We start from the raw sequence: 12,968 nt of genomic DNA, 5'->3' as shown, positions 1-12,968 counted from the left end.
ATTTATAGATAACAACGAATAGTGAAAGAATAATTGGCGGCCGAGGCCTCCTGGTCTGTGCCTCAGCGTGCCGGCTGGAAAGCCTGCACCACCTTCTTTCATATAAATCATCATATTCTGAGGGACACAATGAAGCATGAAGACAGAACCGTGGCGGCTGCTCCCAATAATGCTTTTTCCGGCCACCGCCCACTGTTTTTATATAAATTTTTTCTCATCGACCATGTTCAAGATAAGCGGCGGCCACGGGCCGCCCTATGCCATTATCGATAATTTATTGGCAATTTACTCATAGGGCGGGCCGCGCCCGCCGTCTTTAAGAGCACTGTTTTCATATAACCGGGATTACAGCAATTAGCCGTCAAACAGAAATTCTTTTCTGAGGAGCAAATTTTGTATCCGCTCGCAATAACTGTAGGAGCAAATCTTGTATTCGCCCCAAACAACCGAAAAAGAGGAGTATTCACATGAGGCGCCTGTTTTGGACCGTTATCCCGATGTTGTTGGCCATACTCATAGCGCCTGAGGGTTTTGCCGCCCAGGAGGTTGGTGGCGTTTCCGAGGTACTTGGCCGCGTTGATATCCTGAGGGAAGGCAAGCTCCCGGCTCTGCCGGCGGAAGTAGGGGGCAAAATTTATCAGGGGGATATCATTCGCACCAAGTCCGAAAGCAAGGTCAAGCTTCATTTCGCAGATGATTCCATACTTTCTATTGCTCCCAACAGCAGAGTGGCAATCAATGAATACCTCTATGCCCCGGATCAGAACCAACGGCGTGCCGGTATCAAGATCTTTTACGGTTTGGTTCATACCTTGGTGACGAAAATCTTCAAAAAAGAAGCGCCTGACTTCGTTGTAGAAACCCAAACCGCGGTTATCGGTGTGCGCGGTACCGACTATTACACCGTGGTGGCCCCCGACGCTTCAGACATCTACAATAATACCGGTATTACCGAAGTTACCAATATCTTTCCAGAAATCGTTGGCAAGGCCAGATTGGAGGGCAAGGCCTACACCCGGGTAGCGACCAATCTTCCTCCCACCCTGCCATTACCCTTGACCCAAGATGATCTAAGATGGCTCGAAGGTCAGATGAGCCCAAAAGTCATCAGCATGCGCTCACAACCCGGCTCCGAGCAGATGTTCAGCAAGGCGGCGGCAAGTACCGTCCAGGCCGCCAGCCTTCCCACTACCGTCGCCAGCCAGTTGGCCGGTCAGCTTAATCCGGTGCAGAATCTCCAAAGCGCCGTGTATGTACCGCCGCAGCCGGCGCCCACCCCCATATCAACGCCTTACTACATCCTGGCCTACTGGGGTACGGGAGCAACCGATCTGGACCTGCATCTTACCGGGCCGGTCGCTTCCCGGTTCCATGTCTATTATGCCGAGGTTGGCAGTTCAACCGCTCAACCCTATTCCTTATACCATTATGACGCAGTAGTCGCCAACGGCAGCGAAGTCATTTCGATTGCCAAATTCAATCAGGGCGATGTCTATCGGGCTTCGGTCTATAATTATTCGGATCCGTCCTATACCAGCACCAATCTCTCCACCACTTCCGGGGTAACGATGCAGCTTATCGAAGGTGGGAAGGTAGTTACAGCCACCACACCTTATAACGGAGTCACTGTCGAAGGCGGGAAAGTGCTGCAAACGATTACTCCGGTCTCCGGCCAGGCTGGCAATACCTGGAGGGCCGCAGAAATCAACCCGTCAACCGGACAGATTAATACCGTTAATCAGATCTTGAACTCTGCGAATTCCGCCAGCGTCCAATAAAACTGCCCCCGCAGCCGGCTGCCGAAAATATTTGGGGCGAGGTAAACCTCGCCCCAATTTACAATTTTATGACCAACGTATCGTAGCTTAGCGCCGCCGCCCCCCGCGACCGCCGGAACCGCCGCCCCGACCGCCGAAACCACCGCTCCGACCGCCGCCAAAACCGCTCTTTTGCGGTCTGGCCTCATTAACCGTTAAAAAACGGCCTTCCACAGTCCGACCATTTATCATTGATATGGCCTTGGCGCCTTCTGCTTTGGTCTCCATTTCGACGAAGCCAAAACCTCTTGGTAGCCCGGTCTGGCGATCAGTGATAATCTTTGCTGATACTACGTAACCGGCTTCGGAAAAAAGGTCTTGCAATTCACTCTCGCTCATTTGATGAGGCAGATTGCCTACATACAGTTTCATGCTCATGAGGTATCCTTGAATGGCAGGTTGCCGCCATTACAGAAAAAAATATCTAATTAGATCTTAAAAAGGGACATACATCCCTTACATTCTCTCGTCATCAACTTCGGATTCCGGTGATTCGAGTTTTGGTTGAACTCTATTCTGGCGGCGCAAGAGTTTCTCTTCCTGTTTTTTCTGTCGGGCAATTTCCTTAGCTCGCTTCTCCTGGTTAAATCTGTTTCTCACCATGGAACACCTCCATGTGGATAAAACACAGAACTCCGGGGCCAAATCGATCACACCGGAGTTCTTTAACTGAATGTGGTTAACCTATCTTTACAACGTTTTGCGCCTGTAGGCCTTTTTGACCCTGAACCACCTCGAATTCAACTTCATCATTCTCCGACAGCGACCGAAAGCCCTTGCTTTGGATAGAGCTATGATGCACAAATACATCGGGCCCATTTTCACGTGAAATGAAGCCAAAGCCCTTGGAATCGTTAAACCACTTCACCCTGCCTGTTTCCTTCATTAATAACCTTCTCCTACAAGTGTTAATTGTTCTCCTGTCATCAGGACAGGAGGAAACTGCATGCAAAAAAAAGGAAGGGCAACTGCACACCCTCCCTCATTCTCCCCAAAGCCCACCGCCCTGGTTCCAGTCTGACATGCAATCTACTGGTCAGAATTTACTAAAAATAGGAGATGCCTGTCAAGTAAAATTATGCATCTGCTCTGCGATATAAAAGATTTTCAGTTCATTTAGGGTTTACTTCTTCGACCCAACCTAACCTGAACTCCTTGAGGACCGATCTCGATCTGAAATGCTACCGGCAGTGGACAAGAAAGATCGCCAAGCCGACGTTTGACCTCCTGGCGCAAACGATGTTCGATATCCCGGCGGAGCTCCCGCAGGCGCTGCTCCATATAACGCCGGCCCGCATCCTCTCCTAAAAGATTGACTGCGGCAGCCAGGCGTTTTTGATATTCCTGCACTTCCACGATCAGGGCTCAAAGAGGTTGTTTTTCTTGGCCGCCGCGTGTCTCTCTTTCTTGGTCGAAGTTTTTGCCTCCGACGAAACTGCTGCGAGGCCGGGAAGCCGCACCCCCTGGGAGTCAACCATAATTTTTAAGGTGACCGGGACGATAGAATTCAGACCGTCCAGCCGACGGCTGACTTCGGCGATGATCTGCGCCTCAAAATCGGCCCGGTTTTTTTGGAGCCACTTGTCCAGAGTAGTCTTGGCATACACTGCATCGCCTTGGAAAATGTCGGTCAACTGTGCCAGTTTGGCTTCATAGGAACTCTGTTCCATATTCAGGCATCCTCCGCAATCTCCTCAATAACGGCTTCCCTCTGACGGACCACCGGCAAAATCCAGGGTAAAAGAGCAAAAGCTGGCAGGGCAGCAAGAAAAGTATAGAGGAAAAACGGCTCATAGCCGAAGCGGGCGGCGCTTAAACCCCCTAAATAACCTGCCAGGGACCTGGTTAACCCAAATAGCATACTATAGAAAGCGTAATGCGTGGCACTATGCCTTTTATCGCACAGACTCATGAGAAAGGCCATAAATGCCGCTGAGCCCATGCCGCCGGTGAAGCTCTCCCCCAACGAGGCCAGATATGTCGTATACCGCCATACTCCCGGCCAGGCCGCCAGCCAGTAACCCAGATTAGAAAGGGCCTGGAAGGCGCCCAAAACAAACAGCGCCGGGGCAATACCCCAACGGCTGGTGCAGCAGCCGCCGACCAGCGAACCTACAATAGTGGCAACGGCTCCGAAAGAACCTGAAATCAGACCAATTTCAGTCCGACTGAAGCCCATGTCCACCCAGAAAGGACTGACCATGGAGCCCATCCAGGAATCGCCCAATTTAAAGAGCAGAATGAACAATATCACGGCCCAGACATGCGGGAGTTGCCGAACGCCTTGAACGGCTTCTACCAGTTGCCGCCACACCTGAGGCGCTTGTGGCTTGCTTGCAGAAGGATAAAGACGCGGGCGCTGAAAATCGGGACAACAGAAAACAACCAAGGCCATGACCCCCATCAGCAGAGCTGCCCCTACAAAGCTGGCCCGCCAACCTACGGCCTCGCTGAGCATGATCAAGCCGCCACCGGCCGCAATCAGAGCAACGCGATAGGCCCCCATACGCACGCCGTTGGCAATGCCCAACTCCTTGGTCTCCAAAAGATCTATGGTATAGGCATCGATGGCGATATCCTGGGTAGCCGAAGCCAGACACAAACAGCCGATCAAGACCCAGAAACCCCAGGGGGCGGGCGACACAGAATAATAGGGCACTAGCGCCATACACATGGCGCACAGTACCTGCGCCGGGACTATCCAGGCCGCCCGCCGACCGAAGCGGTCCACCAAGGGGGCCCATAACAGTTTAAGACTCCAGGCTAATCCGAGAATACTCAGAAAACCGATCTGCTCCAGCGGCATCCCTTGGGAGCGGAAATAAACCGATAGAGTTATATTAATAAATCCATATGGCGCTCCCTCGGCAAAATACAGCGCCCCTACTACCCAAAGCTTGCGCGACAACGATTGCGGAATCTTAGACCCGGACATTGCTCTTTCTGCTGTCATAAACTGCGCTAGCATACCACAAATTAAGCCAATATTCTCTTATTTTTCCGAAAGCCGTATGTTTTTTATGCACGGCTCTGAGAAGCAACTAGCCCTTGACAATTTTATTGGAAACCTTTATATTAAATTATTGTGATTGACGCGGGGTGGAGCAGTCAGGTAGCTCGTCGGGCTCATAACCCGAAGGTCCAGGGTTCAAATCCCTGCCCCGCTACCAAGTACATTCAAGGGGTTAGATAGATATTTAACCCCTTTTTTATTTCTGCTAAAATAATTTCCAACCCTATTTCCGACCTTGGCAACCTACCTAAAGCCTCGGAAGACTGAACTGTTGCCCGCCATAAAAGAGGAAGCCTTGAACTCCAAACCCAAAAATGTCTTAGAAATATTGCAGTTGCTGGACAAATCGAACTGCAGAAAGTGTGGTGAAAAAACCTGCCTCGCTTTTGCCCGGGCGGTCTTTCAGGATCAGAGAAAGCTCAACGAATGCCCCCGGTTGGCCAAAGACATTGCTGAGAAGGTTTCGGAAGAAATCGAAACCCGTCCTCCCTTTGATCCGGGTATAGAATACCTGGAAGGGTTGAAGGCTGAGGTAGCCCGCCTCGATCTCGCCGCCGCCACCGCCGGAACCGGAGGCAGCTTCTCGGATAACCGACTGACTATAAAGGTTCTCGGCAAAGACTTTAGTGTCGATGTGCGGGGAAATCTGAGCGCCGATATTCACATCAATCCCTGGATTGCCGTGCCGTTTCTCAACTATATCCTCCACGGACAGGGGCTTCCGCTGGCGCATAAGTGGGTATCGCTGCGCGAGTTGAGCAATGGCCGGGAACGATATCCACTTTTTCAACGGCAATGCGAAGAGCCTTTAAAACGGGTGGCCGATAGCTATACCGAACTCTTTGACAATATTATTCAGCTTTTCAGCGGCAGGCAGGTGGCACAGCAATTTGAGTCCGATATTTCTGTGGTCTTATACCCGCTCCCCAAGGTTCCTATCCTGATCTGCTATTGGTTGCCGGAAGACGGCCTGGAATCCGGCCTCAAGGTATTTTTTGATGAAACCGCCGACCGGAATCTCGGTACGGATTCGGTCTTCACCCTGGGTGTCGGACTGGCACAGATGATCAAGAAGCTTACCTTCAAACATGGTTTTGCCGTGTAGGTTCTTAAATTTTGAGGTTTGAGCTTTAGACTTCGCCCAACAGCCGATAGGTTAGCAACGGTTCGCTGCGGCCTCGCAGGACAACCGGGGCGCAGGGCTCCAGGCGGCAATACGGAGCAATCTCCTGATAGGTTTCAGGTCCGATAATAATATCGGCGTCCAGTTCTCGGGTCAGGCTCTCCAGTCTGGCGGCAATGTTGACCACATCGCCGATGACGGTAAAGTCCATATGGCGATGGGAGCCGATATTGCCAGCGATGACCTCCCCCGTGTTGATGCCGATGCCGATGCGCTTGATCTGGCACAGATCAGTTTGCATCTGCCGCAGCCGCCGATGCATTGCCAGGGCACAGCGCGCGGCTTTTAAGGCCGGTTGGGCAATCTCCAAAGGGGTGCCAAAAACGGCCATGATATTGTCCCCGATAAATTTGTCCAGGGTGCCCTCATGCTCAAAGACAATATCAACCATGGCAGTGAAAAAGTGGTTAAGCATCTCCACCACGGTCTCCGGCGTTAATTTTTCCGACATGCTGGTAAAGCCCCAGATATCGGCAAAGAGTACTGTCACCCGCTGGCGTTTTCCACCCAACTGCAAGAGCTGAGGGTTTTTTAAGATCTCCTCGCAGACGTTGGGGCTGACATAACGGGAAATAGTATCGCGCAGAAGGTGTTTTTCCTGATACAGACGCAGCCGGCTGCGCAAGGAGGCCTCATGCCCGGCTTCTTCCTGGGCAATCTCCTGCAGTAACCTCTTCAACTCCAAATCATCGGCCTGATCGCTCAGTTCGAGATAAGACCGCCGAGCTTCCAGTTCATGTGAGATGGCCAGTTCAATAGCCTGAATAATGTCTATTTCTGACATAGTGCACTCCTGACCTGCCGGTCAATTTTGCATTTTCCATTTAAGGGCTTGCGCCGGAGTTTTTGATAGCCGTTGAAATCTTTACCGTCCATATGCTATCATAATCAAGCAGAAATCTCACCTAAAGGTTAAATATCGTCACATTGGCATGAGGGCCGGCATTGCTTGCATTGCAGCCGATTGATTTCTCCTGGTGGACCTCGAACTGTGAACTGTGAACTGTCTCAACCAGATTTAAGCCGCATTGATCTCAACGCCTTGAGTGGCCTAAGAGTATTGGTGGCCGGCGATTTTATGCTGGACGAGTACGTCTGGGGGCAGGTGGAGCGGATTTCACCGGAAGCGCCGGTGCTGGTGGTCAAGGTTGAACGGGAAACCCGGGTCTTGGGCGGGGCCGGCAATGTTGTCAACAATCTGGTGGGCCTGGGGGCCCAGGTAGCAGTGCTCGGTCTGGTGGGCGAAGACAATGCAGGAGCGGTTCTCAAAACAGAGGTTCGCAGGTTGGGAGTAGACCCCAGCGGCCTTTTCACTGATCCTGAGCGTCAGACCACCCGCAAGACCAGGGTGGTGGGCGGCAATCAACAGATCGTGCGCATCGACCGGGAGAACCAACACCTGGCGGCAGGGTGGTTCGAACAGCAGGCGCGCCATTACTTTACCGATATCCTTCCAGATTTACATGCCATAGTTATCTCTGACTACGGCAAGGGCGTCTTAGTCGATTCGCTGCTGGCGGAGCTTATCCATCGGGGCCGGGAGCAGCACCTACCCGTGGTAGTCGATCCTAAAGGGAGGGATTTTTCCCGCTATCGCCGGGCCGCCGTCATCACCCCCAACCGCAAGGAAGCTGAACTGGCCGTGGGATATCCCCTGTCGCGAGGCGATGAAGTGCTGCGGGCCGGCCGGGAGCTCTGCACCGCCTGCGAAACGGACGCCATCCTGATTACCCGCGGCGCAGAGGGTATGACCCTCTTCCCGCAGGCAGCGCCGCCGGTTGAGATTCCGGCTCTGGCCCGCGAAGTGTTCGACGTTTCCGGAGCGGGGGATACCGTGGTGGCGGTCATGGCCCTGGGGTTGGCCTGCTGGCGTGACTTCCTGGTGGCGGCGCATCTGGCCAACACCGCCGCCGGCATCGTCGTCGGTAAAGTCGGCACCGCGCCGGTTCTGCGCTCGGAATTGGCCAAAGCCCTGCAGTCAGACGGCACGGCCAGCTCCGAGAAGATCGTCGGTTTATCGGAATTAAAGCTGCTGGTCCCAAGACTCAGGGCTCAAGGAAAACGGCTGGTGCTTACCAACGGCTGCTTTGATCTGCTGCACTGGGGGCATATCAGATTCCTGGAGGAGTCCCGGCGTCTGGGGGACATATTGATCGTCGCCCTGGATTCGGATGATTCTGTCCGTCAGGTAAAGGGCCCCGGCCGCCCGGTAATCCGCGCCAGTCAACGCGGGCGTATGTTGGCGGCCTTGGAGGCGGTAGATTTTGTTACAGTCTTCTCTTCCGAACAACTTCCCGAGATTCTCCGGACCCTGCAGCCCGAGGTATTGACCAAAGGCAGCAACTATCCGGAAGCCGAGGTTGCCGGAGGAGATCTCGTGCGCAGCTATGGCGGTGATGTAATATTATTGGCCACAACTGATCCAGAGTGATCCGGGATCAGCGGCCAAGGGTGAGCGAAGAAAGACCAATCCCCGGCCCCTGGCTGCTTATATAAAAACAGTGGGCCGTGAGCCGTGAGCCGTGAGCAGCAAAAACATTATTGTGAGCAGCCGCCACGATTCTGTTTTTATGCTTCGTTGTGATCAGCAGAACATGACACTTTATAAGAGGCGATAGGCAATCTATGACTGACACCACATCTTTAACAGGCGAGAAAATTACCTTTGATGGGACCGGCAAGCTCCGGGTTCCGGATAATCCCATCATCCTCTATATTGAAGGCGACGGGACCGGCCCCGACATCTGGCGGGCAACGGTGCGGGTTTTGGACGGGGCGGTAGCCCGGGCCTACGGCGGCCGACGGCGGATTGTCTGGCGGGAGGCCCTGGCCGGAGAAAAGGCTTATGAGGCCGTCGGCAGCCACCTGCCGGAAGAGACTCTGAAGGCCATCAAAGAGTATCTGGTAGCGTTGAAAGGCCCCCTCACCACACCGGTGGGGGGAGGCTTTCGGTCGATCAACGTGACGCTGCGCCAGGTCTTGGATCTCTATGCCTGCATCCGCCCGGTGCGCTACTATGCTGGAACTCCCAGCCCTTTAAGAGAACCGGAAAAAACCAATATGGTGATCTTTCGGGAAAATACCGAAGATGTCTACGCCGGCATCGAATGGCCGGCCCAGAGTTCGGAGGCCCGTAAGGTAGTAAACTTCCTGAACACCCAGATGGGTTGCCATATCTCTCCGGAGGCCGGCATCGGCATTAAACCCATGAGCGCTGCCGGTTCCCAGCGGCTGGTGCGGAAAGCCATCATCTTTGCCCTGCAGACGGGCCGGCCCAGCGTCACCCTGATGCACAAAGGCAACATCATGAAGTATACCGAAGGAGCTTTTAAAACCTGGGGCTATGAGCTGGCGGCGGCGGAATTCAAAGACCGGGTGATTACCGAGGAGCAACTCTGGCGTGAGTTTGACGGCCGCGCTCCGGCCGATCGAATTATTATCAAGGACCGCATCGCCGACTCCATCTTCCAGCAGGTGCTGCTGCGCCCCGAGGAATACAGCGTCATTGCCACCCCCAACCTGAACGGCGACTACCTCTCGGATGCCCTGGCGGCCCAGGTAGGCGGTCTGGGCATGGCCCCCGGCGCCAACATCGGCGACCGCTACGCCGTCTTTGAGGCCACCCACGGCAGCGCCCCGAAATACGCCAACCTGGACAAGATCAACCCGAGCTCCCTCATCCTGTCGGGAACCATGATGCTAGAATATCTCGACTGGACCGAAGCCGCCAATCTCATCCACGAGGGCTTGGCGCGGACCATCCAGGCCAGGACCGTTACCTACGACTTGGCCCGCCTCATGCCCGGAGCCCGAGAACTATCCTGTTCCGGATTTGCCTCGGCGCTGCTTGATAATCTCTCGTGCGGGCCATCTTAGGTTTCTTGACAGGAGAACGGACGGCGGTCTTATTATAACAGCCTCGACCCTATCCCCGCAATCGTCCGAAGACTCTTCTTGTCGTTTCGATTTAACGGTCGGGGAGCCGTCTAAGCTTTAGCCCCGCCGTTATTCCCCGCAAGGGACAGGTTGTCAAGATAAATTGACTAAACGACAAAATGTAATTACAATCAATCCATGCTCTTCGAATATGATATTCTTTTGTGGGGTGAGATATTATGAGAGCAATCGCCTTTGATACCTTAAATTTTGCCAAAAAACTAAAATCGGCCAATTTCAGCCAAGAGCAGGCTGAGGCTATGGCTGAAGCTATGGCCGGGGTAGTAGAAGAACAGTTAGCCACTAAACAAGACTTGAGAGAAATGGAAATGCGTCTTGAGGTCAAGCTATCTGAACTAAAATCAGACCTGATCAAATGGATTTTCGGGCTGGTCATCGGCCAAGGGGCCTTCATTGCTTTTATCGTTAAGTTCCTCAAATAAGCCATACGTATCAGATGTACTTTCTGCAAAGCGACATCGCCCTGGTGCAAGGGGAAATGGCTTCCCAAACAGATATTGCCCTCCTGCAATGCGATATGAAAAAGCCTGCACTCCGCCTGAAGCATGACCTCACCCTACGCCTTGGCGGGATGCTGGCCGCGTCCGTGCCCCTAGTCGCCGCACTGGTGAAAATGCTTTAATCCCCTCCATTCGCCTTGCGCGCCAATCCGCTCCACAGGAAAATTTTAGCAGGCGTATGCCGGTGCAAATTCTTTCAAGGCTTCCGGAAGTTACAGGATGTTGACGTTTCTCAGGGCTTTGAGGGGCTTATCCTTGCTGCCCTGCTCCCCCCATTAGTAGGTATCCTCATCATAAACCTCCACCCTGGTGTAAACCTCCCTATGTGCCGGGCGGGGATGTTCTTTCAGGAAAGATAATACTTCTGATATGCTGAAAAACGCCTCAAACGGAGAAACCCCGCTCCCATCTTCTGCCCCATAATCCCGAATAATCCGCCAAAATCCCCTATACCCAGTAGCACAGGCTTTCCAGCCTGTGCCAAAACAGTCTGATTTCCTAATATGTCCGAAGACTCTTCTTATCGTTGTAACCGGCGTAGGGGCGGGGTAACCCCGCCCCTACGGGTCGCAATCGCCCGAAGGCTCTTCTTATCGTTGTAAGGAAACCACAGCCTTCACAGATACCGCGACCGCTGTAATAGTCGCAATCGTCCGAAGACTCTTCTTATCGTTGTAAGGATGAAGTCCTTGACTTACTGGATAACGCCGACCAGGAGTCGCAATCGTCCGAAGACTCTTCTTATCGTTGTAAGAATGTTGCCTTCTACAGCCTCTTCCAATCTGATCAAGGTCGCAATCGTCCGAAGACTCTTCTTATCGTTGTAAGTCAACGCATTTGACATGGAGACTCAGATATCGATTAGGTCGCAATCGTCCGAAGACTCTTCTTATCGTTGTAAGGCGACGTTGAATACATCAGAAGTTACAAACATGTCTTGTAGTCGCAATCGTCCGAAGACTCTTCTTATCGTTGTAAGTTTTCGCTCTCGCCGGCGATATTGAATGGGTAATGAAGCTGTCGCAATCGTCCGAAGACTCTTCTTATCGTTGTAAGGCGGCAACGCCACGGTGGTGCGCCCGCAGGACCTCTGTCGCAATCGTCCGAAGACTCTTCTTATCGTTGTAAGGAGCATGGCCTGGGCATGTGCCGAGCTGTAGCGGAACAGTCGCAATCGTCCGAAGACTCTTCTTATCGTTGTAAGATTGATGAAAAGCTTTCCTCTGTCATATGCAAGTTGGGTCGCAATCGTCCGAAGACTCTTCTTATCGTTGTAAGATTGATTAACAATCTTTTGAAGGCCTTGCCCCAGCTGGAAGGTCGCAATCGTCCGAAGACTCTTCTTATCGTTGTAAGAATATCTTTAGCTAATCCAGGAGTGGGTAATTCGCTTAGTCGCAATCGTCCGAAGACTCTTCTTATCGTTGTAAGTAAAAAATCTTAAAGCGTTCAAGGAACGACACAAAGAAGTCGCAATCGTCCGAAGACTCTTCTTATCGTTGTAAGTCTGAGGAACAAAGACAAGCCTTTCGATCTTATATGAGTCGCAATCGTCCGAAGACTCTTCTTATCGTTGTAAGGCGATTTCGATGAAAGATATGTGAGGAATCTTGCCAAGTCGCAATCGTCCGAAGACTCTTCTTATCGTTGTAAGGCAAGAGATCGTAGTTGGTCTGTGTGAAGCCGGAACCGTCGCAATCGTCCGAAGACTCTTCTTATCGTTGTAAGCAAAGACCTATAGAATTCTACGAAGCCTTTATAAATTAGTCGCAATCGTCCGAAGACTCTTCTTATCGTTGTAAGGCACCCTTATATTTCCTGTGAATTATCGATAGGATAGAACTCCCCTGCGTGTAACCCCTGTTTTTTCCAGCTTTGCTGCTCCCCGCCTATCCTGCCAAACCCCTTTTCCATCTCGAAATATGAGAAAAACCACTATGTTCCAAATTCCGTGTAACCTCCCCGTTATTTTTCTCCCCAGGTATAGTCTACTGCTTATATAAAAACAGTGAGCCGTGAGCCGTGAACAGCAAAAACATTATTGTGAGCAGCCGCACCGATTCTGTTTTTATGCTTCGTTGTGTTCGGCAGAACATGTGCACTTATATAAAAACAGGTTATAGGTAAGGGGTAAGAGGTTAGAGGTAATGACTCCTGGCAATCCGTTGGAAGTCGACTGTTTTTATGCTTCGTTGTGTTCGGGAGAACATGGGAACTTATAAAATAATATAATCAGGATCTTGCGAAACCACTCCCTGTCCCATTATCTCTATCCGGGGCCGACAGGCGCCGCAGAGGGGATACAGCCTGAGGCCGTCTGCCGTTAAGTCCAGGCATTTCTCCAACCGCTTTTTCAACCTGGCCAAAGATTTTTCATCCAGATCGGCCTCGAACACCGAGAGCTGCACCCGCTCGCCGTAATCCTTCAGAATCTTGGCAACCCGCAAACGCCTCCGGTTGTCGCGGATATCATAACTGATAGCATAAAACATCATCGT

The 12,968-nt window shown here is 52.3% G+C and carries 14 protein-coding genes, 1 tRNA gene and 1 CRISPR repeat array; of the genes, 7 read left to right on the top strand and 8 right to left on the bottom strand.

Annotated features, from left to right (window positions below; genetic code table 11):
• Positions 1 to 467 precede the first annotated feature (467 nt).
• Positions 468 to 1,778 carry a FecR family protein gene (locus tag DESAC_RS06515; protein ID WP_013706279.1) on the top strand — a complete coding sequence of 437 codons (1,311 nt, stop codon included), beginning with the start codon at positions 468 to 470 and terminating at the stop codon, positions 1,776 to 1,778.
• An 87-nt stretch (positions 1,779 to 1,865) separates the two neighbouring features.
• On the opposite strand, the gene DESAC_RS06510 is transcribed toward DESAC_RS06515, so the two are convergent.
• The 6 genes from DESAC_RS06510 to DESAC_RS06490 all read right to left on the bottom strand — a co-directional run bounded on the left by DESAC_RS06510 (position 1,866) and on the right by DESAC_RS06490 (position 4,752).
• On the bottom strand, positions 1,866 to 2,195 hold the full coding sequence (locus DESAC_RS06510; protein ID WP_013706278.1) for an RNA recognition motif domain-containing protein: 330 nt from the start codon (positions 2,193 to 2,195) through the stop codon (positions 1,866 to 1,868).
• Positions 2,196 to 2,273: 78 nt separating this feature from the next.
• Positions 2,274 to 2,420 (bottom strand): hypothetical protein, encoded by a 147-nt coding sequence (locus tag DESAC_RS16265; protein ID WP_013706277.1) that lies wholly within the window; start codon positions 2,418 to 2,420, stop codon positions 2,274 to 2,276.
• Between the two features lie 76 nt (positions 2,421 to 2,496).
• A complete protein-coding gene (locus DESAC_RS06505) occupies positions 2,497 to 2,703 on the bottom strand; it encodes a cold-shock protein (protein WP_013706276.1) in 207 nt (68 codons plus the stop codon).
• Between the two features lie 230 nt (positions 2,704 to 2,933).
• Positions 2,934 to 3,173 carry a hypothetical protein gene (locus tag DESAC_RS06500; protein WP_013706275.1) on the bottom strand — a complete coding sequence of 80 codons (240 nt, stop codon included), beginning with the start codon at positions 3,171 to 3,173 and terminating at the stop codon, positions 2,934 to 2,936.
• Positions 3,174 to 3,175: 2 nt separating this feature from the next.
• Positions 3,176 to 3,487: a hypothetical protein gene (locus tag DESAC_RS06495; RefSeq protein ID WP_013706274.1), complete on the bottom strand. Its 312-nt coding sequence runs from the start codon at positions 3,485 to 3,487 to the stop codon at positions 3,176 to 3,178.
• A gap of 2 nt (positions 3,488 to 3,489) precedes the next feature.
• A complete protein-coding gene (locus tag DESAC_RS06490) occupies positions 3,490 to 4,752 on the bottom strand; it encodes an MFS transporter (protein WP_041283838.1) in 1,263 nt (420 codons plus the stop codon).
• A 158-nt stretch (positions 4,753 to 4,910) separates the two neighbouring features.
• On the opposite strand from DESAC_RS06490, the gene DESAC_RS06485 reads away from it, so the two are divergent.
• Together DESAC_RS06485 and DESAC_RS06480 are read left to right on the top strand one after the other, a co-directional pair.
• Positions 4,911 to 4,987, top strand: a tRNA-Met gene (locus DESAC_RS06485).
• Positions 4,988 to 5,125: 138 nt separating this feature from the next.
• Positions 5,126 to 5,935 carry a DUF3786 domain-containing protein gene (locus tag DESAC_RS06480; RefSeq protein ID WP_041284317.1) on the top strand — a complete coding sequence of 270 codons (810 nt, stop codon included), beginning with the start codon at positions 5,126 to 5,128 and terminating at the stop codon, positions 5,933 to 5,935.
• A 25-nt stretch (positions 5,936 to 5,960) separates the two neighbouring features.
• Here the strand turns inward: DESAC_RS06480 and DESAC_RS06475 are convergent, their stop codons facing one another.
• Entirely contained in the window at positions 5,961 to 6,797 is an 837-nt protein-coding gene (locus tag DESAC_RS06475; RefSeq protein WP_013706271.1) for an adenylate/guanylate cyclase domain-containing protein, read from the bottom strand.
• 207 nt (positions 6,798 to 7,004) lie between these two features.
• On the opposite strand from DESAC_RS06475, the gene rfaE1 reads away from it, so the two are divergent.
• From rfaE1 to DESAC_RS06455, 4 genes are all read left to right on the top strand, one after another.
• The gene (gene rfaE1, locus DESAC_RS06470; protein WP_013706270.1) at positions 7,005 to 8,444 is read left to right on the top strand and encodes a D-glycero-beta-D-manno-heptose-7-phosphate kinase; all 1,440 of its coding nucleotides are present in this window, start codon (positions 7,005 to 7,007) and stop codon (positions 8,442 to 8,444) included.
• A 194-nt stretch (positions 8,445 to 8,638) separates the two neighbouring features.
• Positions 8,639 to 9,889 (top strand): isocitrate dehydrogenase (NADP(+)), encoded by a 1,251-nt coding sequence (gene icd / locus DESAC_RS06465; protein ID WP_013706269.1) that lies wholly within the window; start codon positions 8,639 to 8,641, stop codon positions 9,887 to 9,889.
• A 239-nt stretch (positions 9,890 to 10,128) separates the two neighbouring features.
• Positions 10,129 to 10,392 (top strand): coiled-coil domain-containing protein, encoded by a 264-nt coding sequence (locus DESAC_RS06460; RefSeq protein WP_013706268.1) that lies wholly within the window; start codon positions 10,129 to 10,131, stop codon positions 10,390 to 10,392.
• A gap of 14 nt (positions 10,393 to 10,406) precedes the next feature.
• Positions 10,407 to 10,592 carry a hypothetical protein gene (locus DESAC_RS06455; RefSeq protein ID WP_013706267.1) on the top strand — a complete coding sequence of 62 codons (186 nt, stop codon included), beginning with the start codon at positions 10,407 to 10,409 and terminating at the stop codon, positions 10,590 to 10,592.
• A 444-nt stretch (positions 10,593 to 11,036) separates the two neighbouring features.
• A CRISPR array of direct repeats spans positions 11,037 to 12,273; the repeat unit is 37 nt; unit sequence GTCGCAATCGTCCGAAGACTCTTCTTATCGTTGTAAG.
• Between the two features lie 413 nt (positions 12,274 to 12,686).
• On the opposite strand, the gene cas2 is transcribed toward DESAC_RS06455, so the two are convergent.
• Positions 12,687 to 12,965, bottom strand: coding sequence for a CRISPR-associated endonuclease Cas2 (cas2, locus tag DESAC_RS06450; RefSeq protein WP_013706266.1), 279 nt, complete (start codon positions 12,963 to 12,965; stop codon positions 12,687 to 12,689).
• Positions 12,966 to 12,968 lie beyond the last annotated feature (3 nt).

Source organism: Desulfobacca acetoxidans DSM 11109 (genome assembly GCF_000195295.1).
Lineage (GTDB): Bacteria > Desulfobacterota > Desulfobaccia > Desulfobaccales > Desulfobaccaceae > Desulfobacca > Desulfobacca acetoxidans.
Note: the sequence above shows the minus strand (reverse complement) of the source record. Positions and strands in the feature narration are given on the sequence as shown.

What these genes read in the sequence shown, in the direction of transcription:
- DESAC_RS16265 (WP_013706277.1), bottom strand. Translation starts at nt 2,420, where the DNA reads ATGGTGAGAAACAGATTTAACCAGGAGAAGCGAGCTAAGGAAATTGCC.
- DESAC_RS06455 (WP_013706267.1), top strand. Translation starts at nt 10,407, where the DNA reads ATGTACTTTCTGCAAAGCGACATCGCCCTGGTGCAAGGGGAAATGGCT.
- DESAC_RS06515 (WP_013706279.1), top strand. Translation starts at nt 468, where the DNA reads ATGAGGCGCCTGTTTTGGACCGTTATCCCGATGTTGTTGGCCATACTC.
- DESAC_RS06495 (WP_013706274.1), bottom strand. Translation starts at nt 3,487, where the DNA reads ATGGAACAGAGTTCCTATGAAGCCAAACTGGCACAGTTGACCGACATT.
- DESAC_RS06460 (WP_013706268.1), top strand. Translation starts at nt 10,129, where the DNA reads ATGAGAGCAATCGCCTTTGATACCTTAAATTTTGCCAAAAAACTAAAA.
- DESAC_RS06505 (WP_013706276.1), bottom strand. Translation starts at nt 2,703, where the DNA reads ATGAAGGAAACAGGCAGGGTGAAGTGGTTTAACGATTCCAAGGGCTTT.
- cas2 (WP_013706266.1), bottom strand. Translation starts at nt 12,965, where the DNA reads ATGATGTTTTATGCTATCAGTTATGATATCCGCGACAACCGGAGGCGT.
- icd (WP_013706269.1), top strand. Translation starts at nt 8,639, where the DNA reads ATGACTGACACCACATCTTTAACAGGCGAGAAAATTACCTTTGATGGG.
- DESAC_RS06510 (WP_013706278.1), bottom strand. Translation starts at nt 2,195, where the DNA reads ATGAGCATGAAACTGTATGTAGGCAATCTGCCTCATCAAATGAGCGAG.
- DESAC_RS06475 (WP_013706271.1), bottom strand. Translation starts at nt 6,797, where the DNA reads ATGTCAGAAATAGACATTATTCAGGCTATTGAACTGGCCATCTCACAT.
- DESAC_RS06490 (WP_041283838.1), bottom strand. Translation starts at nt 4,752, where the DNA reads ATGTCCGGGTCTAAGATTCCGCAATCGTTGTCGCGCAAGCTTTGGGTA.